19 protein-coding genes are annotated in these 22,866 nt (G+C 67.2%); 3 read left to right on the top strand and 16 right to left on the bottom strand.

Annotated elements, in window-relative coordinates; genetic code table 11:
* Positions 1 to 75: 75 nt before the first annotated feature.
* The 16 genes from ISP17_RS06915 to ISP17_RS06840 all read right to left on the bottom strand — a co-directional run bounded on the left by ISP17_RS06915 (position 76) and on the right by ISP17_RS06840 (position 18,662).
* The gene (locus tag ISP17_RS06915) at positions 76 to 1,089 is read right to left on the bottom strand and encodes a hypothetical protein (RefSeq protein ID WP_404631341.1); all 1,014 of its coding nucleotides are present in this window, start codon (positions 1,087 to 1,089) and stop codon (positions 76 to 78) included.
* Positions 1,090 to 1,437: 348 nt separating this feature from the next.
* A complete protein-coding gene (locus tag ISP17_RS06910; protein WP_404631339.1) occupies positions 1,438 to 2,187 on the bottom strand; it encodes a hypothetical protein in 750 nt (249 codons plus the stop codon).
* A gap of 145 nt (positions 2,188 to 2,332) precedes the next feature.
* On the bottom strand, positions 2,333 to 2,728 hold the full coding sequence (locus ISP17_RS06905) for a hypothetical protein (protein WP_404631338.1): 396 nt from the start codon (positions 2,726 to 2,728) through the stop codon (positions 2,333 to 2,335).
* A 278-nt stretch (positions 2,729 to 3,006) separates the two neighbouring features.
* Positions 3,007 to 3,708, bottom strand: a complete 702-nt coding sequence (locus ISP17_RS06900) for a DNA/RNA non-specific endonuclease (protein ID WP_404631336.1) — start codon at positions 3,706 to 3,708, stop codon at positions 3,007 to 3,009.
* Between the two features lie 56 nt (positions 3,709 to 3,764).
* A complete protein-coding gene (locus ISP17_RS06895) occupies positions 3,765 to 4,418 on the bottom strand; it encodes a hypothetical protein (RefSeq protein WP_404631334.1) in 654 nt (217 codons plus the stop codon).
* Between the two features lie 72 nt (positions 4,419 to 4,490).
* Entirely contained in the window at positions 4,491 to 4,937 is a 447-nt protein-coding gene (locus ISP17_RS06890; RefSeq protein WP_404631332.1) for a hypothetical protein, read from the bottom strand.
* Positions 4,938 to 5,064: 127 nt separating this feature from the next.
* Positions 5,065 to 7,800, bottom strand: coding sequence for a type VI secretion system ATPase TssH (gene tssH, locus ISP17_RS06885; RefSeq protein WP_404631330.1), 2,736 nt, complete (start codon positions 7,798 to 7,800; stop codon positions 5,065 to 5,067).
* 98 nt (positions 7,801 to 7,898) lie between these two features.
* The gene (tssG, locus tag ISP17_RS06880) at positions 7,899 to 8,921 is read right to left on the bottom strand and encodes a type VI secretion system baseplate subunit TssG (RefSeq protein ID WP_404631328.1); all 1,023 of its coding nucleotides are present in this window, start codon (positions 8,919 to 8,921) and stop codon (positions 7,899 to 7,901) included.
* Positions 8,885 to 10,771, bottom strand: a complete 1,887-nt coding sequence (tssF, locus tag ISP17_RS06875) for a type VI secretion system baseplate subunit TssF (protein ID WP_404631463.1) — start codon at positions 10,769 to 10,771, stop codon at positions 8,885 to 8,887. The genes tssG and tssF overlap by 37 nt, the downstream gene beginning before the upstream one ends.
* A 5-nt stretch (positions 10,772 to 10,776) precedes the next feature.
* Positions 10,777 to 11,280 carry a type VI secretion system baseplate subunit TssE gene (tssE, locus tag ISP17_RS06870; protein ID WP_404631326.1) on the bottom strand — a complete coding sequence of 168 codons (504 nt, stop codon included), beginning with the start codon at positions 11,278 to 11,280 and terminating at the stop codon, positions 10,777 to 10,779.
* A gap of 13 nt (positions 11,281 to 11,293) precedes the next feature.
* Positions 11,294 to 12,091 (bottom strand): type VI secretion system accessory protein TagJ, encoded by a 798-nt coding sequence (locus ISP17_RS06865; protein ID WP_404631324.1) that lies wholly within the window; start codon positions 12,089 to 12,091, stop codon positions 11,294 to 11,296.
* Positions 12,092 to 12,139: 48 nt separating this feature from the next.
* On the bottom strand, positions 12,140 to 12,640 hold the full coding sequence (locus ISP17_RS06860) for an Hcp family type VI secretion system effector (protein WP_404631322.1): 501 nt from the start codon (positions 12,638 to 12,640) through the stop codon (positions 12,140 to 12,142).
* Between the two features lie 225 nt (positions 12,641 to 12,865).
* On the bottom strand, positions 12,866 to 14,359 hold the full coding sequence (tssC, locus tag ISP17_RS06855; RefSeq protein ID WP_404631320.1) for a type VI secretion system contractile sheath large subunit: 1,494 nt from the start codon (positions 14,357 to 14,359) through the stop codon (positions 12,866 to 12,868).
* A 6-nt stretch (positions 14,360 to 14,365) separates the two neighbouring features.
* On the bottom strand, positions 14,366 to 14,881 hold the full coding sequence (tssB, locus tag ISP17_RS06850) for a type VI secretion system contractile sheath small subunit (protein ID WP_404631318.1): 516 nt from the start codon (positions 14,879 to 14,881) through the stop codon (positions 14,366 to 14,368).
* A gap of 386 nt (positions 14,882 to 15,267) precedes the next feature.
* Positions 15,268 to 15,837, bottom strand: coding sequence for an ECF-type sigma factor (locus tag ISP17_RS06845; RefSeq protein ID WP_404631316.1), 570 nt, complete (start codon positions 15,835 to 15,837; stop codon positions 15,268 to 15,270).
* 17 nt (positions 15,838 to 15,854) lie between these two features.
* On the bottom strand, positions 15,855 to 18,662 hold the full coding sequence (locus ISP17_RS06840; RefSeq protein ID WP_404631314.1) for a protein kinase domain-containing protein: 2,808 nt from the start codon (positions 18,660 to 18,662) through the stop codon (positions 15,855 to 15,857).
* A 244-nt stretch (positions 18,663 to 18,906) separates the two neighbouring features.
* On the opposite strand from ISP17_RS06840, the gene ISP17_RS06835 reads away from it, so the two are divergent.
* The 3 genes from ISP17_RS06835 to ggt all read left to right on the top strand — a co-directional run bounded on the left by ISP17_RS06835 (position 18,907) and on the right by ggt (position 22,688).
* Complete coding sequence (locus ISP17_RS06835) at positions 18,907 to 19,428, top strand: hypothetical protein (RefSeq protein WP_404631312.1); 522 nt, start codon at positions 18,907 to 18,909, stop codon at positions 19,426 to 19,428.
* Positions 19,429 to 19,482: 54 nt separating this feature from the next.
* Positions 19,483 to 20,763, top strand: coding sequence for a kynureninase (gene kynU, locus ISP17_RS06830; RefSeq protein ID WP_404631310.1), 1,281 nt, complete (start codon positions 19,483 to 19,485; stop codon positions 20,761 to 20,763).
* 152 nt (positions 20,764 to 20,915) lie between these two features.
* Positions 20,916 to 22,688, top strand: a complete 1,773-nt coding sequence (gene ggt, locus ISP17_RS06825; RefSeq protein ID WP_404631308.1) for a gamma-glutamyltransferase — start codon at positions 20,916 to 20,918, stop codon at positions 22,686 to 22,688.
* Positions 22,689 to 22,866 lie beyond the last annotated feature (178 nt).

Below are 22,866 nucleotides of genomic sequence, written 5' to 3'. Positions count from 1 at the left end.
TACCGGCTCCGCGCCGGCCGGTGATTGCAGATAGGCGTGGCTGCACGTCGCCACGGCAGCCGAAGGCCGTGGCGACTAGGAAAGATGCAGCTGCTTGAGCGCCTTGCTCTTGACGCTCGCGAAGAAGCCCTTCTTCACGTGCGTACCCTTGTCCGAAGCCAGCCCCTCCAGTTGCAGGCGCGAGGAGGCGATGTTCTTGCTGGCGATCTTGATCAGCGGCTCCATCTGCTTTTTCTTCATCGCCTCCACCCGGTCCATCCAGCCCGGCAGGCCAATGTCGGCCACGAACATGTTCGCCACCGCCGAGGTGTCGGCGCAGGTGATCAGGTAGCAGCCGAGGATCGGACTTTCGTTGAACACGCTCAGATCTAGCGCGTTGGGCTGGGCCAGGCGCTTGTTGCCGGCGCGCATGTCCTTGATGTCCAGCCCCAGGCTGACCAGGGTCAGGCCCAGGCTGGCCATCGCGTTGGCCACGCCGATGCCGGCCGTGGTGGCGGTGCCGAAGTCGGCGAACAGTCCGCCGATCTTGGCACCGGTGGCCAGGCCCTGCTGGGCCAGCTTCACCGAGTGCTGGGCCAGGTCGCGCTTGATGATCACCTGGATGGCTTCGGCCGCCGCGTAGGGATCGCCCATGCGGAAGCCCTGCTTGTAGCCGTCGCTCTTGTAGAGGTTGTAGCCGTCCTGCGCCACCGCCTTGCCGGCCTTGGCCAGCTTCACCGCGCTGGTGACCACGCCGAGGATCGGCGTCACCTCGGAGACGAGTTCCTTGAACACCTCGCCACCGATCGCCTCGATCACGTCCTGGATGTTGTGCACGTCGGCGCACTCCACCATGAAGCCCTCGAACGCCTCGCGCATGCCCGGCAGGCTCACCGCCTTGCTGGCCGTGCTGCCGCCCTTGGCCAGCTTGCTGACCGAAGACTTCATCGACTTCACGTTCGAGGCCAGTGATTTGGTCGTCGACAGCTTGCTCGACGTGCCGAACACCAGCTTGGTGCCGCCGAACATGTTCACCACCAGCTGGCGGCGCGCCTTGGCCAGCTCGCCCAGGGCCATGAATTCTTCACGACTGAGCGGCTTACCGGACATGACGATGCTCCGGCCGCCCATACACAAGCAGCACCGCGTTGCCCGCGTGCCGTGCAGACATGCTCTCGATGTTCATCCCACCCCTCACCCGCCCTGAGCGTCGTCGACGCCATGCCCCGGATCCCGGCGCAAGGGGAAACCCCGCGCCGTGGATCCCGCTCGATGCCATCCCGGCGCATGCTTCCCCGCAGGGCAGCGATGTGGTCCTCTCAAGGGGGAGTGCGCAAAACAGCGGAAAATCCCGTCAGCGCCTTTCCGGGATGCAACGGAACCCGGGCGCGGCAGGAGGATACGCGTGGTGCCACCAAGCGGGCCTGCGCTCGCCCGTCCCGACTGCACGAACAGCGTTCACACCGTGATCGGCGACGAGAAGGAGCTGCCACCGCCACCTCCCACGCCATCGTCCGGGTCCTCGTCCTTCCGCCAGTGCTTGACCGGCGGCTTGCAAGTCGACGGCAAGAGGCTCCAGGGGTCGAGCCAGTGCGAACTGGCCTCCGCGGTCACCCAGCTTTCCGAAAACCGGATGCCGAGATAGGTCAGCACCGCCCGACACAGCGGGCAGATCGGCTTGCTGACCCCGATGCGCTCGATCTCGCGCCCCGGGTGCTTGCCGCGCAGCAGGTAGTGCAGTACGGCATACATCTCCGCATGCAGATGCGAGCCACCACCCGGCTTGAACGTGAGGTCGTGATCGGCGTAATGACGGGTGCCGTACTCCTCCATCGCGGTCATGAAACGCTGCGCGAACACCACATGACGTCCGTTGCTCTTGCGCACCACCGCGGTGACGCATTGATCGCCGCGCCCCTGCCAGTCATAGGCGTTATGCACGTTGTAGGCCACGTCATCGAGGGAGGACCGGCTGGAGCTGGTGGTGGGCGCCGCCCCCAGCAGCGCCGCGCTGGTCCGGGCGACGATCTGGCGGCGACGCTCCGCCTCGCGCTCGCGTTGCGCGATCTCCTGCCGCCGACGCTCCTCCCGCAGTTCCTGGGCATCACTCGGCGTGAGACGAGCCCGCCCCCGCCATCGGGAACAGTCCCGCGCATGGCCGATGCCGTCGGCGGTCAGGTTCTCGCGGCACTCAGGACACCTCGCCATCGGGTATCTCCCTCGAAAGCATTGGACTTCATCTCTCCGATCAGCGCTCGATCCCGACACGGTTTCCCGGCAGCGGTAACGCGAGCGCCAAGGAGCTGAACACCGGCGACACGTAGCTCGATTCCCGCAGAAAATCGGCAGCGGCCTATTGCAACTCCGGCCTGATCCGGTAGGTGACGTCCGGCCCCCAGCCACCGGCCTGCTCGAGCCATTCAAGGCAGTTTTCGCAGGGTGTCCAGAGCTCGGCGCCGTCATAACCCGTGGGGCGTCCAAACGTGATCCGGCTCAAGTCGATGACGTAACCGGCACGCCTGATGTACCAGAGCAACTTGGACAGCGCCTGCGCTTCAGCGCATGCCCATGGAGAGCGTCTGAGTCGGTTCACGGCGTTGATATGCGCATACAAGGCCGGCGCGTAGGCTCGCACGTTGATCGATGGCGCCCGCCTGTCATTGACGGGACGATCAACGGCATTTTCGCCACGCGAGAAAATGGGGCCGTGGTTATGACCGTGATTGAAATCCGCGGTAATGGTCGGCATTCGATCCCTCCTTTGCCCTTCATCAACCTTGACAACATTCCGGGCGAGTCGACGACAGGCCCGATCCATCCGCATGCCACGCTGACCGACCGCCTGACTTGCCAGCGGGAAAAAAACATTGGCCTGTTGCGAATGCGGCCATCACCCCGGTGCTGTACACCCGCAGCGCCAGAATCAGGCTGGCGCGGTAGCGGGCCGCATCGACGCCATTTGTTGAAAAGCAGCACTGCCCCAGCCAGAGCCATGCCTGCGCATCCCTATCCAGCGCTCCGAAATGCTCAACTCACATGACCCAACGCCTTGGCGTAGTTCTTCGCCGCCAGCTTCAGACCTGCGTTGTTGGACGGATCGGTGGCGACCGAGGCGCAATTGCTGAGCGTATGCGTGGCACCGGAATAGAGCTTGTAACCGCCATTGGGGATGCGCAGCGACGTGACGGCCGCCAGCGTCCCCAGATCCGGCGGCGGCTTGGGCAGGTAGCCGCTGATGGTCTGCAGCGATTGCAGCACCTGGTTCTTCTTCAACGACAGCGTGAGAAAGGCCGGTGCCGGGAACAGGCAGAACGGATTGCCGCTGGCGCCGGGAATGTCGTAGCCGGTCAGTGCGGTGTAGTTCTCCTTGTCGTAGTTGCACTCGACCTCGTACTGGAAGTCGACACCGGGATGGGCCAGCACGAAGCGCTTCACCGCGTCCTCGAACTCGTACATGAAGGGGTGATTGGTGCCCGAGGTCAGCGTCACCAGATTGTCGGCATCGTCGCCCTTGCCGCCCAGCGCGTTGCCAATCAGGTGCCCGCGGTTGTGATGGGCCGGACAGCTGCCGTCGAGCCAGCCGGGGGGATTGATCAGATTGCTGGGCCCGCTGCCGCCACCCAGGTTGGTCGAGTTCAACACCACGGTGGCCTTGGTCACCACGGTGGCGGTGACCTTGTTGACCCAGGTGCGGCTGAGAGCGGATTTGGTGAAAACGGGTGTGCACATGACGGGCGTCCTTGCGTGTTCGGGGCGTTGGATGAGCGGCTCGCTGCGACGCCTCGTCAGCTCGTGTACATCGCCGTCCCGGCGGTCGCCGGAAACAGCAGCCAGGTATTGCCAGGCAGGCTGTCGTACTTCTTGTCGAAGTAGATGAGGATGGTGATGTTCTTGCTGGCCGCCAGCGCACGGTAGCGAGCGCAGCACAGCAGACAGGGGCGTGTCGTCTGCCCGATGCCCAGCAGGGTCACGCCGGTCAGGCTGCCGGAGATGCTCTTCCACAAGGCGCGTTCGGCGCAGTGCGAGGCGGTGCTGTTGATCGCGAACGGCGCGTTGGCGGCCAGATCGGTCTTGGCCAGCTTGCTGGTGTCGTTGTCGTAGTTGGCGCTGAAGGCGTTGAAGTAGATCGCGTTGCGATCGCTGCCGCCGGCCGGCACCTCAATGGCGTCGTACACCGCCCCCAGGCAGGCAGCGTTCGGTAGACCGTGCTGGCCACCCAGCGTGGAAAGCGCGCTACCGGTGACCAGGTTGGCCGCCGTCAGCGCGGTGGTCGCCGCGTTGTCCCATTCGGGCACGTCGGAGGTGTCGCGTCCGGTGGTGGTGGCCGTTACTACCAGGTCCCACCCTTTGTTCTTCCCGCACTTCGTGCACTTGCCCGGCTTCTTTGTTGCGGTGACTACCTCGTTGCATTTGTCGTTCTTGCACTTGTAGTTGGCCATGGCCTTGTTCCTTTCATGCGTCCGATCTTGGACGGCTCGCGCCGGGGACGCGTTCGACCGCTGGCTGTCGCGTCACGACCAGCGGGTGGGTGGTTGCCCGGTGCCTATCCGTCCGCTCGCCGTCGGCGCCACCACGATGTCGCCGAGATACCCGAACTTGATGTTCACGCTGTTCCAGGTGGTGGTATCGAATTCCTGCAGCTTCCCGAACTCCTCGTCCAGCTCGCCGATGAACCCGTATATCGGCGCAATCGTCGTGCCGTCCCAGACGTTCCGCGCACCGATCAGGTAGATCGCCGAGACCGTCCCGATCAGCGCCTGCTTGGAGCGCATGTTCTGCACGACCTCGAGCGGCGCCACGCTCTTCATCCCCTGCACCGGCCGGGAAAAATGCCGCCCGATGACGTACGCCGGGTCCTTGTAGACGACGGTCAGGGTCATGCAGGTATTGATTTCCGGGTAGACGATGTCCTCGCCGCCTGCGTGGCAGGCACCCGTCTGGCCCTCGTTGAGTCGCATAGCTTCTTCTCCTGGACGAACTCGATGGCGGTCGCCATGGCCCGCTGCCGCCGACAAGGGGCGGCGCCGCGGACGCTGCAGTCACAGCGCCTCCGGACCGCTACCCCTACCCAAAGCACCAGGCGGGTCAGAACGCGTAACTGAATTCCCCGTCCTTCACGCCCACGCTGGCGCGCTCGATCGGCTTGCCGTCGATCATCCGGTTGAGGAACTCGCGGCTGATGTCCGGCAGCATCGAGTTGGTCAGGATGGCGTCGATCATGCGGCCGCCCGATTCGCTCTCGGTGCAGCGCTCGACCACCAGCTTGACCACGTCGTCGCCGTACTCGAACGGGATCTTGTAGCGGCCCTCGATGCGCTTCTTGATGCGGTTCAGCTGCAGCTTGACGATCTGGCCGAGCATCTCGGGGCTGAGCGGGTAGTACGGGATGGTGACCAGGCGACCGAGCAGCGCCGGCGGGAAGATCTTCAACAGCGGCTCGCGCAGCGCCTTGGCGATGCCGTCGGGTTCGGGCATCAGCTCCGGGTCCTTGCACAGGCCGGCGATCATGTCGGTGCCGGCGTTGGTGGTGAGCAGGATCAGGGTGTTCTTGAAGTCGATCTGGCGGCCCTCGCCGTCCTCCATCACGCCCTTGTCGAACACCTGGAAGAAGATCTCGTGCACGTCCGGGTGGGCCTTCTCCACCTCGTCCAGCAGCACCACCGAGTACGGCTTGCGACGCACCGCCTCGGTCAGCACGCCGCCCTCGCCGTAGCCGACGTAACCGGGGGGCGCGCCCTTGAGCGTGGAGACGGTGTGCGCCTCCTGGAACTCGCTCATGTTGATGGTGATGACGTTCTGCTCGCCGCCATACAGCGCCTCGGCCAGCGCCAGCGCGGTCTCGGTCTTGCCCACGCCGGAGGTGCCGGCGAGCATGAACACGCCGATCGGCTTGTTCGGGTTGTCCAGCCCGGCGCGCGAGGTCTGGATGCGCTTGGCGATCATCTCCATCGCGTGGTCCTGACCGATCACGCGCTGCGCCATCAGGCTGGCCAGGTTCATCACGGTTTCCAGCTCGCTCTTGACCATGCGGCCGACCGGGATGCCGGTCCAGTCGGAGACCACCGCGCCCACGGCGACGTAGTCCACGGTGGGCAGGATCAGCGGGCTGTCGCCCTGCAGCTCGGCCAGCTGCGACTGCAGGCCGCGCAGCTCGTCGAGCGCGGCGGCGCGGGCGGCCTCGTCGAATGCGGCCGGGGTGGCGACCGCTTCGGCGACGGCCTCGGCATTGGCACCGGCCTCGAGCGAGCTGCCGGTGCCTTCCACCGGCGCGGCGTCGCCGCGCAGCCTGGCGCGGATCGCGAGGATTTGCTCGACCAGCGCCTTCTCCGCCTGCCAGTCCGCCTCGAGTTTCTCCAGCCTTGCCTTCTGCGTGGCCAGCTTCTCGCTGGCCGCGGCCTCGCGCTCGGCCACGTTCACGCCCACGGTCTTCTCGCGGGCGATGATCGCCAGTTCGGTTTCCAGCGCCTGGATGCGCTTGCGGGTGTCGTCCACTTCCGGCGGCACTGCGTGCTGGCTGATCGCCACACGGGCGCAGGCGGTGTCGAGCAGGCTCACCGCCTTGTCCGGCAGCTGGCGCGCGGGGATGTAGCGGTGCGACAGCTTCACCGCCGCCTCCAGCGCCTCGTCCAGGATCTGCACGCGATGGTGCTTCTCCATCACGCTGGCGACGCCGCGCATCATCAGGATGCCCTTCTCCTCGCTGGGCTCGTCGACCTGCACGGTCTGGAAGCGGCGGGTGAGCGCGGGGTCTTTCTCGATGTGCTTCTTGTACTCGGCCCAGGTGGTGGCGCCGACGGTACGCAGGTTGCCGCGCGCCAGCGCGGGCTTGAGCAGGTTGGCCGCGTCGCCGGTGCCGGCTGCCCCGCCCGCGCCCACCAGCGTGTGCGCCTCGTCGATGAACAGGATGATCGGCTTCGGGCTGGACTGCACTTCCTCGATCACCTGGCGCAGGCGGTTCTCGAACTCGCCCTTCATGCTGGCGCCGGCCTGCAGCAGGCCGACGTCGAGCGTGCGCAGCTCCACGTCCTTGAGCATCGGCGGCACGTCGCCGGCGACGATGCGCAGCGCGAAACCCTCGACCACCGCGGTCTTGCCTACGCCGGCCTCGCCGACCAGCATCGGATTGTTCTGGCGGCGGCGCATGAGGATGTCCACCACCTGGCGGATCTCCTCGTCGCGCCCGACGATGGGGTCGATCTTGCCGCTGCGCGCCTGTTCGGTGAGATCCACCGTGAACTGCTTGAGCGCCTCCTGCTTGCCCATCTGTGCCGGACCCATCGCACCGCTGGCCTCGCCGGGCACGGCGCCGCCCATCTTGAAGCCGTCCGACGCGGTCTGGTTGTCCTCGGGCGAGCCGCCGACCACTTCGGCGAACTGATCGGTCAACGTCTCCAGCTTGATCTTCTCGAACTCCTTGGAGATGCCCACCAGCACGTTGCGCAGGCTGCGCGTCTGCAGGATGCCGACGACGAGGTAGCCGGTGCGCACCTGCGCCTCGCCGAACATCAGCGTGGCGAACACCCAGGCGCGCTCCACCGCCTCCTCCACGTTGCTGGAGATGTCCGAGATGCTGCTGGAGCCGCGCGGCAGGCGGTCCAGCGCGTCGGTGACGTCGCGCACCAGGTTGGAGGGGTTGAGGTTGAACTGCTTGATGATGTGGTGCAGGTCCGAGTCCTGCAGCTGCAGGATCTGGTGGATCCAGTGCACCAGCTCGATGTACGGGTTGCCCCGGAGCTTGCAGAACACGGTGGCACTTTCGATGCCGCGGTAGGCGAGTTTGTTGAGCTTGCCGAACAGGGCGCTGCGGCTGATGTCTGCCATGGTGCTGGAATCCTTGCGACGTTAGCGGGTGACTCCCACGCACAAGGCGCGGGCGTGGATCGAATGGGTGGGATGAAGCGAAGGGCGCGGCATCGAGTTCATCCGGTGGGCCGGAGCACGACGTCGTCGGCATCGGTAGAGCGGCGCGGCTGGCCCATCCAGGTGGTCAGGCCCATGCGACCGGCCTGGCCCAGCCGGGTGGCGGGAATCTCGTCCCGGCGCAGCACCAGCTGCACGTCCCAGGCCTTTTCCTCGCCGGCATAGGTCTTCACCGCGGCAACCAGCTGGTCGAGCGCTTCGCCGCCAGGCAGGAAGTGGTGGAACTGCACGCTGTCCAGCGGTCCGATCCGCAGGCGAAAGCGCTGCTGCGCGCCCCACACGAATTCGCCCAGCACGGCAGTGCGCCCCAGCGAAGCCATCTGCGCCGAACCGCCGAGCCGAAGATGCGCCTCGTTCGGCAGGCGCATCCATTCGGCGACGAATTCGACCACCCGCACCGGGATGCGGAAAAAATCCTGCAGCAGCGTCTGCAGCCCCTCGGCATTGCGCGCCTGCTGCAGCAGGCGCCCGGCGAAGAAGCGCTTGAAGCGGTCCGGCAGCGCATCGCGATCGGTCACGTGCGGCGTGGCCAGGCCGACCAGCGCGCCGACGTAGGTGCCGAAACGATCCTGTTTGGGTCGGTCGTATTGCACCGTCGGCTGCGCATCGGCCCAGGCGCGGTAGAACAGGCTCATCATCCGGTGATGGAAGATGTCGGCGAACGCGGTGAAGGTCTTGTCGCGCGCGTTGATCTGCCGGTCGAGCGCGTACTCGGTAAGGTGCAGCGGCAGCGCGGCGTTGGGGCCGAACAGGCCGAAGAACAGCCCGTGCAGGCGTGCCGGCTTGCCGTCCGCGGCCTTCTCGACGCGATCGAGCATGCTCGGCGCGAACGCCAGCGACGGCGTGTGGCACAGCCGCACCGGATCCTCCGACGGCTTGGTCGACTCGCCCAGGCGCGGATGCTGCGGATACGCGCACTCGATCCGCCGGACCGCGTCGAAAAAGTCGAACCGCTCCGGGTGCTCGTGCAGCGCGTCGAGCAGCGCTACAGGATCTGGCGCTTGCCCAGCTGTGCCGGCCATCGGGCCACCTCGTTGCGTTCCAGGGTGCGCAGCACCGTCTCGGTGAACGAATTGACCGAGACATAGCGCGCAAAGAAGTGCTGCATGACCGAGCCGAGCAGGAAGGCGCCGGTGCCCTCGAAGGCGCCGTCGTCGCAGGTGAGCGTGACCTCCAGCCCGCGCCCGAAGCTGATCGGGCCGGGCACCGGGATGCGCCGCACGATCGGCGTGGTGCCGACCGCCTTGACGCCCTCGATCTGCCGCCGCGCGCCCGAGTCGAACTCGTCGCAGTACAGCGTGAGCATCTCGCGCAGCGCCGCGGCACCCTGCTCGCCGCCTTCGCCGAGCAGCGAGGCGTAGTTGAGCTGCAGGTGGCTGAGCAGTCGCCACGCGGTCTCGCCGGTGGCGGTGGGCGCGCGCGGCTTGGTCGGCCCGGCCACGCAGCGGATCGCCTGCACCGGCGCGCCGGCCTCCATGGTGAAGTCCGTGGCGCCCTTGCCCACCGGCATCTGCAGCGGGAGGTCGCGGTTGGTGCACAACAGCTGCATGCCGATCTGGCGCAGCGAGGTGGAGAACGGCGCATCGCGCGCGTCCACCAGCGAAATGAACAGCTCGTTGCCGATGTAGCTCGAGCGCGCCCCGTGCAGCTGCTGGCGGGCGGAGAGCAGGCGCGGCTCGCGGCGCACCGTATAGAACGCCGCGGTGCCGCTGTGCCAGGTGCGCTCGTCGCAGCCGTAGAACGGCTGGAAGCGCAGTTCCGGCTCCTGCCGGTCGCCGAAGCCCTCCACCTCGCTGACCGAGTGAATCTCGAAATCCATCGGCCGCGTGCGGTCGGCCAGCACGTGGTACTCGGTCTTGCCGGCCTGCAGGTGGATGCGGTCGGCACGGCGCTGGAACAGGTTGATCGCCGGCGTGCAGAACAGCCGGAAGTTGCCCGCATCCACCGCGTTGTGCAGGCGGGCGATGCTGCGATCGAACAGCACGTCGATCTCGAACTCGCTGCCCTGCGAGCGTGCCAGCACCGAACGCAGGCCGGTGAACTCGGCAAACAGGAACCGCTCCGGACAGGCGAAGTATTCCTGCAGCAGCCGGTAGCCGCTGAAGGAACGCGCCGTGTAGGGGATCAGCGCCTCGCTGTCGTCGAAACCGCGGGTGTGGATGGCATCGGCCGGGAACGTAGTGGCGAGCATGTCACCCGACGGGCCCGCCGCGCGCACCACGTAGCCCACCGCATTGCCCAGCAGCTGTTCGTACAGCCGCTTGGGCAGTTCGTCGGCGCCGGCGATGAATACCGGCAGCTTGTCCAGCGCCAGCGCATGGGCCGGGGCACCCGCGGTGACGCGGAACTTGAGCCGCAGGCCGGCGCGCACCGCCTTGCCATCGGGCATCGGCACGCCCGCCGCCGCCAGCGCTGCGGGCGTCTCGAAATACTTGGCCTCGGACAGTTCCAGCGGCCACAACGTGACGTCATGGGCGGTGCGGTACTCGCAGGCGGTGCGATCGTCGCGGCCGGTCTGGCTGCGCAACGCGGTGTGCCGCGGCACCGTGTGGCCGGTGACCAGCGCCGCCTCCTTCAGGTCGGGCTGCAGCTGCACCACGGCCATCGACGGTACCGGGGCGAGGTAATGCGGGTAGACCATTTCCAGCAGGTGCTGGGTGAACACCGGATACTGCGCGTCGAGCTTCAGCTGCACGCGCGCGGCGAGGAAGGCAAAACCTTCCAGCAGGCGCTCGACGTAGGGATCGGCACACTCGAACCCTTCCAGCCCGAGCCGCCCGGCGATCTTGGGGTATTCGCGCGCGAACTCGCCGCCCATCTCGCGGACGTGCTGCAGCTCGCGGTTGTAGTAGCGCAGCAGGCGCGGATCCATGCTCATCAGCCGAAGCCTTCGGAGACGCGGAACGCGCCGGTTTCCAGGTCCACCTCGGTCTTCAGGTAGAGCTTCAGCGGGATCGGCTGCGCCCACATCTCCGACTCGATGTTGAACACCAGCGACTGCCGGTCCATGCGCGTGCTGTCGGTATTCACCGTGACACGCAGGGTACTGGCGGTGAGTCGCGGCTCGAACGCCAGCAGTGCGGCGCGCAGCTGGCGCTGCAGCGTGGCGGCGTCGACGCCGGCCAGGGCTGTGCCGGTGAGGTCGGGAATGCCGAAGTTGAGCACCGAGCGGGCGACCTCGGGATAGTCGGCCAGCGCCTCGTCGGCGCCCAGGTTCACGCAGTTGAGCAGCCAGGCGATATCGCGGGTCACGCATTCGCGCAGGCGGTTGGCGGTGATCACGCGCTTGTCGCGGCTTTCGTCGTGCTTGCCCGGCTCGTCGTCGGTGAGCCGGTCCAGCAACGAGGGTTGCAACCGTTCCTGGGTGGTCAGCTCGGCCATGACACGCGTTCCATCAGCCGGCGTTGAACGTGATGGAACGGACATCCAGCAACGGATACTCGCCGGCGTCGGTCGCCAGCATGCGCTGCCCCTGGGCCACCTGGAAATCGTCGCCCAGGTCGAGCCAGTCGGTGCGGCGGGCGAGCACGATGTCACCGTCACCGGAGCGGTCTGCCCCGGGGTAGCGGGCGGGCACGAAACCGACCGCCTGGCCGCCATTGGCCCAGGTGATCTGCACCGGCGCCCAGATCTTGTCGCGCAGATCGCTCGGCGCTTCGAAGGTGAGCTCGCGAATGCGCGAGAACGGCGCCCACGCGTAGCCACTCTTGGTGATCACTTCCAGGCACGGGCCGAACCGCGGATCGGCATCGGCCATCCATTCGAACGCGGTGCCGTCGATGGAGCCACCGATGGCCTCGGCCTGTTCGAAAGCCTGCTCGCGCAGCGCGGCGGCCTGCTCGTGGCGACCTTCCGCATTGAGCTTGAGCGCCTGCAGCAGCAGGGCCACCCACTGCGCCGGCTCGCCGATGATGACCGGCGCACGCCGGCCCTCCAGCACCTCGACGCGCTCGCGTTCACCGGCCAGCGCCACGTTGTAGGCGCCGACCATCAAGGCATTGAGCGGGTCCATTTCGCCAGCGACGGTGAGCTGATTCTGGGCCCGCTCCCACTGCCCCAGCAGCGCGAGCAGCTGGAACAGGAAGACCCGGCGCTTGGCATCCGCCGGGTTGGCACGCACCTGTGCGGTGAGGGCCTGCAGCGCCTCGTCCAGCCGGCCTTCCTTGAGCATGTTTTCGGGGGTGTTATCCACGCAAAAGCCTTGGTTGACGAGAGGGACGAGGACGCTGCGCCGAGGCCCTTAGGCCGCGGCGACCTTCTGCATGTCGTAGGTGAAGTCCTTGGCGCCGCCGAGCTTGGCGCCCTTGTCGTCCTGCGGCTGGAACGAGTACTTGAACTTGCCGAAGTGCAGGGTGATGTTCTCGGTGAGGCGATCCTCGCCGCCAGAGCCGCCGGTGGAGTACGAGGTCACCAGGATGCCTTCGCTCAGTTCCAGCGTGAGGAAATCGGTCTGCTCGCCGGTGGCGTTGGTGACGTACAGCCACGCCTGGTCGATGCGACCGCCGGTGCACACCGCGTTCAACAGCGCGTTGGAGCAGCTGTCGACGTACTTGGTGATGGAAATGTCCTGCACGTTGGCCTTGCCGCCGCTGGCGCCGGCGCCGCCGTGCAGATCGCCGGTGTTGCTGGCGCCCCACGACCAGGCAAGGATCGGAACCTCACCCGTGTGCTTGGCGTGCTTGGACGAGCCCTCGATCTTGACCTTGCCCGAGCCGAACTTGATGTGCATGTCGAATGCCATGGAACCTCTCCTCGATCACCTGTGATGGATGGATGACGCCGTTCGGGAACGTCCCCGCACCGGTCGATCCGTGGTTGACGCTTTTCTTGCGTGGGAACGAAAGCCGGCCTTCGACCGTCGTGAACATCGCCCGGGAAGCGACCGTCCCCTGTCGCGCCCTTGTGTTGTCGCTGCTCGCCCGTGCAGGCGGCTGGCGGTCAACGCCAGCGCCTGCGCGGATGTCGATCAGGCCTTGGCTGCCGACGGCAGGCGCGAGACCAGCCGCAGCGACACCGTGAGCCCTTCCAGCTGGTAGTGCGGCTTGAGGAAGAACTTCGAGGTGTAGTACCCCGGGGCGCCCTCCACCTCTTCCACCACCACCTCGGCGGCCGACAGCGGTTTGCGCGCCTTGGTCTCCTCGCTGGAGTTCACCGGGTCACCGTCGACGTAGTTCATGACCCAGTTGGTGAGCCAGCTCTGCATCTGGTCGCGGCTGGAGAACGAGCCGATCTTGTCGCGCACGATGCACTTCAGGTAATGCGCGAAGCGGCTGGCGGCGAACAGGTACGGCAGGCGGCAGCTGAGCGCGGCGTTCGCGGTGGCGTCCGGGTTGTCGTACTCCTCCGGCTTGGCCAGCGACTGCGCGCTGATGAAGGCGGCCATGTCCGAGTTCTTGCGATGCACCAGCGGCATCAGGCCCATCCTGTCGAGCTCGGCCGAACGGCGGTCGGTGATGGCGATCTCGGTGGGGCACTTCATGTCCACGCCGCCGTCGTCACTGGGGAAGGCGTGCACCGGCAGGCCTTCCACCGCACCGCCGGATTCGATGCCGCGGATGCGCGAGCACCAGCCGTATTCCTTGAACGAGCGGTTGATGTTCACCGCCATCGCATAGGCGGCGTTCTGCCAGGTGTACTTGGACGAGTCGGCGCCGGAGGTGTCTTCCTCGAAGTTGAACTCCTCCACCGGATTGGTGGCCGCGCCGTAAGGCAGGCGGGCCAGCGTGCGCGGCATGGTGAGACCGAGGTACTTGGCGTCTTCCGATTCGCGCAGCGAGCGCCACGCGGCGTAGTCCGGCGTGGAGAAGATCTTCGCCAGGTCGCGCGGGTTGGACAGCTCATTCCAGTTCTCCATGCCCATCAGGCTGGAGTTGGCCGCAGCGATGAACGGCGCGTGTGCCGCCGAGGCCACCTGGGCGATGCCGGCGAGCATTTCCACGTCAGGCGGGCTGTGGTCGAAGTAGTAGTCGCCGACCAGGCAGCCATAGGGCTCGCCACCGAGCTGACCATATTCCTCTTCGTACATCTTCTTGAAGATCGGGCTCTGGTCCCACGCGGTGCCCTTGTAGCGCTTGAGCGTCTTGCCCAGCTCCTTCTTGGAGATGTTCATCACGCGGATCTTCAGCTGCTGATCCGTCTCGGTGTTGTTCACCAGGTGATGCAGGCCGCGCCAGGCGCTTTCGAGCTTCTGGAAATCCTCGTGGTGCATGACCAGGTTCAGCTGCTCGCTGATCTTGCGGTCAAGCTCGGCCACATAGGCGTTGATGGTCTGGGTGACGTCGTCGGAGACGATGTCGGACTTGCTCAGCACCTGCTCGGCCAGCGTGCGGACGGCCGACTCGACCTCTTCCTTGGCGCGCTCGCTCTTGGGCTTGAATTCCTTGCTCAGCAGAGCGGCGAAGTCGCCCGCTTCGACGGTGGCGGTCGCACCGCCCTGTTCGGCCAGTTTCTCGGTTGCCATGTGTGCTTACTCCCCGTCCTTGTCGTCGCCGGGCTTGGGCGCCGACACCAGTGATTGCAGCAATGCCGGATCGTTGATCGCCTGGGCGATGAGCTTCTCGGCACCCGCCTTGCCGTCCATGTAGGTACCCAGGTTGGCCAACTGGGTGCGTGCCTCCAGCAGCTTGGCGACCGAGCTCACCTTGCGCGCCACGGCGGCTGGCGAGAAGTCGTCCATGCTTTCGAAGGTGATGTCGACGTTGAGGTTGCCCTCGCCGGTCAGCGTGTTGGGCACGGCGAAGGAGACGCGCGGCTTCATCGACTGCAGGCGCTGATCGAAGTTGTCCACGTCGATTTCCATCGCCTTGCGGTCCTCGATCGCCGGCAGCTCGGCGTTGTTGGCGCCGGACAGGTCGGACATCACGCCCATCACGAAAGGCACCTGCACCTTCTTCTGCGCGCCGTAGACCTCGACGTCGTACTCGATCTGCACGCGCGGCGCGCGGTTTCTCGCGATGAATTTCTGACTGCTTTGCTTGGCCATGCTTGTGTCTCCTTCGAACAGGGTCTACCGGTGATGAGGACGGATCGGAGGCACGGCCGACGCAGCCGAACGCTCGCCGCGGAACCCCGCCGCAAACGCGATGCATGACGTCATGGCATGTCCCCCTGCTGCAGATGTGGAACCGGCCGCCACCGGCGACCGTGACAAGCACGGCACCGCCTTGGGCGAACCCTCCGCCGGGCGGTTGCAAGCCCTTCCATGGAGTTAGTGCGCGCCGGCGCGGCCGAACTGGTCAGGCCGCCGATCTGAAGTTCAGGTTGAGTTCAGCGAATAGAAAGGCGCGAAAAGTCGCCCCTTGCACGAGCACATCCGGCTGGTGCATGCGAAGGGCATCGTGAGGCCGGCCCGAACGGGCCGGCGAAGGTTCAGCCCTGCAGCTCGCGCTGCAGCCAGGCCCGGGCGAGGCGCCACTCGCGCTGCACGGTGGCGGGCGAAATGCCCATGGCGGTGCCGATCTGCTCGGCGGTGAGACCCACGAAGAAACGCATCGACACGATGTTGGCCTGACGCGGATCGATCTGCTCCAGCGCCTCCATGCACTCCAGCAGCGCGGCGTAGTCGACCTCGTGGGTCAGCGCGCCGGAGATTTCCGACAGCTCGATGCGGTCGGCGTATTGCGGCCGCTTCGACGCCTGCCGGCGGCGTGCGGCATCGATGAGGACCTCGCGCATGGCGCGCGCGGCCACGCCAAGCAGGTGGCCGCGGTTTTCCCAGGCCGGCGAGCCGTTGCCGCCGAACACCTTGAGGTAGGCCTCGTTCACCAGCGCGGTGGCGCTCAAGGTGCGCTCGCTGGAGTTCTGGCGCAGCTGTGCGCCGGCCAGCCGGTGCAGCGCGGCATACATCTGCCGCAACGCCTCGTCCATGGCGTCCGGATCGCCCGCCTGCGCCGAATGCAGCAGGCGGGTCACTTCGGATTGCTTGTCCACCACGTTCATACAGACGTCGACCCTGGTCAGTGCATGGCAATACGGTTGTCCGCGGCACACGACACGCCCGCCGGAGCCACGCCCATGCCGTGGCGCGCCTCCGATTCAAGCTGCCGCAAGGCCTGGGAGCGGCGGCTGCAGGCTCCCCATCGCGTGTCCGATTGTGCCGCGGTCGTCGCCGCCAATGAAGCCGCCTGCTGGAACTCCCCCCGCGCCAGCGAGAGGCTCACGGCCAACAGTTGCGCATCGATCGCCGCCGGATGTGGCAGCGCAAGGCGCGCGCTGTCGTTGAAACCGCGCAGCGCGTCCAGCCATACCGCCGCCTGGCGCTGGTCGCCGAGGGCAAGCGAGGCCTGGCCGAGGCCAGCGAGCGCGGCCGCGTAGCTTTCCGGCGAGGTCTTCTGTTCGCGGGGGCCGAGCAGGTCGCGCGCGCGGCGGAACTGCTCCAGCGCCCGTGCCGCCTGCCCGCGCCGCAGCGCCACGGCGCCGGTGACGTTCAGCGCCTCGGCCAGATTGGTGGTGGCCCAGACCGATCCGCTCGCCACGCGCTGGCGCATCGCGTCCAGGTGCGGCAACACCAGCGCCCCGGCATCGGCGTAGCGCTGCATTTCGAGGTACTGCGCGGCCAGCGCATCCAGCGTGCTGAAGTAGAAGTCCGGCGTGTCGGCGGCGTAGTCGCCAGCGATCCGGCTGGCGCGTTCCAGTGCCTGCACGGCGTCGCTGGTGCGCCCCATCTGCACCAGCGCGCCGCCGAAATAACTCAGCAACGCGGCCAGCGACGGGCTGGATGTGCCGATCAGCACGTCGTAATCGGCGAGCGCGCGACGGAAGCCTTCCAGTGCCTGCTGCGGCTGCGTGCGCAGCGACACCAGCGCCTCGACGAAGCGGTAGTAGAGCTGGTTGGTGTCATCGGCCACGAACAGCTTGTTCGCCTCCAGCACGGCCCGATGCGCGACCGCGATGGCCTGGGCATCCTGCCCCTGCGCCCCCTCCGTGAGCGCGAGCACGGCCAGCGCCAGCAGATGCAGCTCCGGCTCGTGGCGCTGCGGTTGACGCTCCAGCCTGGCGACGATGGCGTCGATCTGCCGGCGCACGTCGCCCAGGGAAATGTCCTGCACGCCCAGATGGTTGTAGAGCTGGTTGATCTGCACGCGCAGGATCTCGTCACCGTGCTCGCCCGGTGCGCTCGACAGCAGGCCGATCGCCCGGTCGTTCGCCGGGATGGCGGAAGATTGATCCAGCATGGTGGAGTAGCCGCGCCCCAGTTCCGCATAGACGCGGCCGCGCTCGAGCAAGCCGGGGCTGTAGCCCTTCTCCAGTTCGAGCGCCTGCTTCATCAGCGTCACCGCCGGAGCGCCCAGGCTCAGCTGGTTGTAGGAACGCGCCATCGACAGCATCAGGCGCACGCGAACCTCCGGGGCAATGTCGGTGCGCTTGGCCAGCGTGACCGCGCCGCGATCGAGCACCTGCCGCACGGTGACGTGGCTGCCGCCGGCGTGGGTCGGATCGGCGTTCTCGAACAGCTCCTGCATGAAATCGGCGATGGCCTGCGTCTTGTCGCGCTCCAGCTCGACGCGACGCAACTGCGCCTCCCGCTCGACCGCGAAGCCCACCAGCATGGCCAGCATCACCGCCGCCACACCGAGGCCGACGCGATGGCGGCGCAGGTACAGTCCCACGCGATACAGGCGATGGCCGCGCCGCGCGCGCACCGGGCGCAGGTCGAGGAAGTTCTCCAGGTCCGCCACCATTTCACCGACGGTGGCGTAACGCTCCTCGGGATTGCGCCGCAGTGCCTTCATCACGATCGCGTCGATGTCCGGCGGCACCTCGCGGCCGGCGGACACGGGCGCGCCGGATTCGCGCCGGAGTCGGCGGCTGGGCGGCTGCACGCGCCCGGTCACGATGGCGTTGGAGATATCCAGCGGCGAATCGCCCTGGGCACTGCCGAACGGGCGCTCGCCGCAGACCAGCTGGTAGAGCACCACGCCCAGCGACCAGACGTCCGCCCGCGTGCCCAGCGGCTCCCCCCGAACCTGCTCGGGGCTGGCGTAGGCCAGCGTGAGCGCGCGCTGCATGGTCATCGTCTGCGCGGTGGCCACGCCACCGACCTGGTCGAGCAGTCGCGCGATGCCAAAGTCCAGCAGCTTCGGTTCGCCATCGGCGGTGACGAGGATGTTCGCCGGCTTGATGTCGCGGTGGATCACCAGCCGCTCGTGCGCGTGCCGCACCGCCGCGCACACCTTGAGGAACAGCACCACCCGGCGCCGCAGCGACAGCTGGTGGCGCTCGCACCACTGGTCTATGCGCTCGCCCTGCACGAACTCCAGCGCCAGGAAGGGACGCCCGTCGCGCGTGCTGCCGCCGTCGATCAGGTGGGCGATGCCCGGATGGCTGAGCGAGCCCAGGATGCGTCGCTCCTCGGCAAAGCGCCGGCGCACTCCGGGAGCGAGCAGGCTGCCGGTATTGATGAACTTGAGCGCGACGCGCTGGCGGATTTCCTCGGCGGTGCCTTCGTCGATGATCCGCTCGGCCAGGTACACCACGCCCATGCCGCCTTCACCCAGCTGGCGCACCAGTCGGTACTGGCAGGCGCCGGCGCCGGCAACGCTCGATCCGCTGGCGTCGTGCAGGTCGCCCAGCAACGGCAGCAGCAGGGGCGCCTCGCTGGTGTCGTCGGCGGCTTCCAGCATCCACTGCACTTCGTCGCGCAGCGCCTCGTCGCCACCGCAGGCGGCGTCCACGTAGGCATCCCGCTGCGCAGCATCCAGCTCCATCGCGGCAAAGGCGATCGGCTTGGCGCGCGTGTAGCGCTGCCTGCGTGCCTCGTTCATGCAGTTCCCCCTGCAGTGACGCCGGGCCAGCGTCAGCTCTCAAGTATAAGCACGGCCGTGCGACAGCCGCACGGCCCGCCCCGTACCGGGCGGTACGGAAACGCCCCGTCCGGCACCCTCGTCGGGGCGCGCGACCGCGCATCGCTGTGACCGCGATCGAGCCCGCCGCCGTCGCAAACCATTATTCTTCGCCGATGCAGCGCCCCGGCGCAGCCCATCCAGCCACCGTATTCCCGGAGTCCGCATGAAACTGCTGCGCCATGCCGCCCTCGCCGCCGCCCTGCTGATGGCCGGCCCGGCCCTCGCCTCCGACGTGAGCATGGCCAACGGTGCCATCACCTTCACCACGCCGGCCAACTGGATGGGCATCATGGAGACGCAGGGCGACCCCGAGGTGCGGGTGTTCCAGGTGCCCGACCCTTCGCCCACCGCGAGCAACACGCTGGCGCGCGTCACGGTGACGGTGAAGCAGGTGGGCGACATCGGCGGCTACCAGCGCTACGTGAGCGACGCCAATGCCAAGGCGCAGGCCCTGCCCGGCTACCAGCCGATCCGCGGCGTCAGCAACACCAACGGGCCGAACGATTACCTCTACACCGCCAAGGAAAGCGGCGAGACCATCGCCTACGTCGAGCACTACTGGTTCCGCGACGGTCGCGCGATCCAGCTGCGCTGCCTGCGCCCGGCCTCGACCCAGGCGGGCGCAGCGTGGCAGGCGGCCTTCGACAAGGGCTGCAGCGACGTGGCCAATAGTCTCGCCCGCTGACCCTGGCGCGCCCGAGCTTGTACCCTTGGGGATCGTCTTTGCCGGAAGCGATCCATGTCCGATACGTACCAAGCCGACCTCGCCTGGGCCCAGGCGCAGGATGCCGCCGACCCGTTGCGCGGCTTTCGCGACGAGTTCCTGATTCCGCCGCACGAGGGCCGTGACGGCTTCTATTTCTGCGGCAACTCGCTGGGCCTGCAGCCGCGCGCGGTGCGCCCCGCGCTCAGCGCCGAGCTCGACTACTGGGGCGAGCTGGCGGTGGAAGGCCACTTCAAGGGCCGCGCGCCGTGGCTGAACTACGAGGACTACCTGCGCGACGACCTCGCCGCGCTGGTGGGCGCCAAGCCCATCGAAGTGGTCGCCATGAACACGCTGGGGGTGAACCTGCACCTGATGATGGTGAGCTTCTATCGCCCCACCGCCGAGCGCCCGGCGATCCTGGTCGAGGCGGGCGCCTTTCCCACCGACCGCTACGCGGTGGAATCGCAGATCCGCTACCACGGCTTCGATCCGGCCGACGCGCTGATCGAGCTGGAGGGCGACGGCCCGAACGGCACGCTGACGATGGCCGCCATCGAACGGGCGCTGGCCGAGCACGGCCAGCGCGTGGCGCTGGTGCTGCTTCCCGGTATCCAGTACCGCACCGGCCAGGCGTTCGATCTCAAGGCGATCACCGCGCTGGCGCACGCGCGCGGCTGCACGGTGGGCTTCGACCTGGCCCACGCGGTGGGCAACCTGCCGCTGGCGCTGCACGACACTGGCGCCGACTTCGCCGTGTGGTGCCACTACAAGTACGTCAACTCCGGCCCCGGCGCGGTCGGCGGCGTGTTCGTGCACGAACGCCACGCGCAGGCCGACCTGCCTCGCTTCCACGGCTGGTGGGGCAACCGGCGCGACAACCGCTTCCAGATGGCGCCGGACTTCGACCCGACGCCGGGCGCGGAAGGCTGGCAGCTGTCCAATCCACCGATCCTGGCGATGGTGCCGCTGCGCATCTCGCTGGAGATCTTCCGTCGCGCGGGTATGGAGCGCCTGCGCGCCAAATCGCTGCGCCTCACCGGCTACCTGGAGTGGCTGGTCAATACGCAGCTGGCGGATCTGCTGCAGATCATCACCCCGGCCGACCCGGCACAACGCGGCGCGCAGCTGTCGATCCGCGTACTGGGCGGGCGCGAGCGCGGCCGCGCGTTGTTCGACTACCTGGTCGAACGCGGCATCATCGGTGACTGGCGCGAGCCGGACGTGATCCGCATCTCGCCCGCGCCGCTGTACAACCGCTTCGCCGAGTGTCTGGCTTTTGCCGAGGCGGTGCGTGCGTGGAGCGCGGGGCGCTGATCCATTCTGCTCGCGGGCGTTTGGCGGTTTAGCCGTCCATCGCCCGTAGCCACGCAAGAACGTGCATGGACGCACGCAGGGAAGCATGCCAGGGCGACGCCCGGTACCATCGGAACCGGCACGCCCGTCCCCATCATCTTCCGGAGCCATCGATGCGACATACCCTTCTCCCCGGCCTGGCAGCCCTGCTGCTCACCGCGCCGCTGGCGGCCTGGGGCCAGTCCGCCACCGTGCAGGACAGCATTCCCAAGCAGGCGCTGGACGCCACGGCGGCCTCCACCACGCTGGCCGATCTCTCCAGCGACAAGCCGATCACCGCCAAGCACGCGATGGTGGTTTCCGCGCAGCACCTGGCCACCCAGGTCGGCGTGGACATCCTCAAGCGCGGCGGCAATGCGGTGGATGCCGCGGTGGCGGTGGGCTACGCGCTGGCGGTGGTGCATCCGTGCTGCGGCAACATCGGCGGCGGCGGCTTCATGCTGATCCACCCGGCGCACGGCAAGGACGTGTTCCTCGACTTCCGCGAAAAGGCGCCGCTGAAGGCGAGCCCCACCATCTTCCAGGACGACAAGGGCAACGTGGTGCCGGGCAAGAGCACCGGCACCTACCTCGGCGTGGGCGTGCCAGGTACCGTGATGGGCATGGACGAGGCGTTGAAGAAGTACGGTCGCCTCTCGCGCCAGCAGGTGATCGCGCCGGCGATCCGGCTGGCGAAGGAAGGCTACGTGCTGCAGCAGGGTGACGTGAACATCCTCGACCAGCGCACCAAGGACTTCGCCAAATTCCCGAACGTGGCGGCAACCTTCCTCAAGGACGGCAAGCCCTACCAGGCCGGCGACCGCCTGGTGCAGCCGCAACTGGCAAAGACGCTGGAGACCATCAGCAAGGGCGGCACCTCGGCCTTCTACCACGGCGACATCGCGCGCAAGGTAGTGGCCGCCAGCGACGCCAACGGCGGCCTGCTGAGCATGAAGGACTTCGCCGACTATACGGTGCATTGGGATACCCCGATCAAGTGCGGTTACCGCGGCTATACGGTGGTCTCCGATCCGCCGCCCAGCTCCGGCGGCGCCACCGTCTGCCAGATCCTCAAGCTGCTCGAGCCCTACCCGCTGAAGGATCTGGGCTACGGCTCGGCTCGCGCGCTGCACTTCACCATCGAGGCCGAACGTCGCGCCTTTGCCGACCGCAACAACTACCTGGGCGACCCGGCGTTCGTGAAGAACCCAATCGACACCCTGCTCTCGGACAAGCACATCGACCAGCTGCGTTCGACCATCGACCCAACCAAGGCCACGCCGTCGACGGAGATCAAGGGCAGCCTCGGCGCCACCGAGGGCACCAACACCACCAGCTACGCGGTGGTGGACAAGGACGGCAACGCCGTGGCGGTGACTTACACCATCAACTACCTGTTCGGCGTGGGCCAGATCGCTGGCGACACCGGCTTCTTCCTCAACAACGAGATGGATGACTTCACCTCCAAGCCCGGCGTGCCGAACACCTTCGGCCTGGTGCAGGGCAAGGCGAATCAGGTGGAGGGTGGCAAACGTCCGCTCAGCTCGATGGCCCCCACCATCGTGCTGAAGGACGGCAAGCTGTTCATGGTCACCGGCAGCCCCGGCGGCTCGACGATCATCACCACGGTGATGCAGAGCATCACCAATGTGATCGACTACGGCATGAACATGCAGCAGGCAGTGAACGCCCCGCGCATGCACCACCAGTGGTATCCCGACGCCGTGATCGTCGAGCCGGGCCTGCTCACCGACGCGGTGAAGAAGGAGCTGGAGGACATGGGCTACAAGTTCAAGGAAGTGCAGTCCTGGGGCGCCGACGAGGCGATCCTGCGCAACCCGAAGACCGGCCTGCTGGAAGGTGCCAACGATCGGCGCCGGCCGGCGGGGCTAGCGGCGGGTTACTGATCCCCGGCCTTCCCCGGGAACACGAAGGGCGCGCCATGGGCGCCCTTCTTTTTGGGTCAAAACGTTTCGAGTGCGCTGTCACCGGATCGCCCGGTGAATTCCAGCCAGCAGCACGCCAGCGCCAAGCCCTCCTCTCCGTCATTCCCGCGAAAGCGGGAATCCATGTTCATCGCGACGC

Source organism: Dyella ginsengisoli, assembly GCF_044904665.1.
GTDB classification, from domain to species: Bacteria; Pseudomonadota; Gammaproteobacteria; order Xanthomonadales; family Rhodanobacteraceae; genus Dyella_A; species Dyella_A ginsengisoli.
Note: the sequence above shows the minus strand (reverse complement) of the source record. Positions and strands in the feature narration are given on the sequence as shown.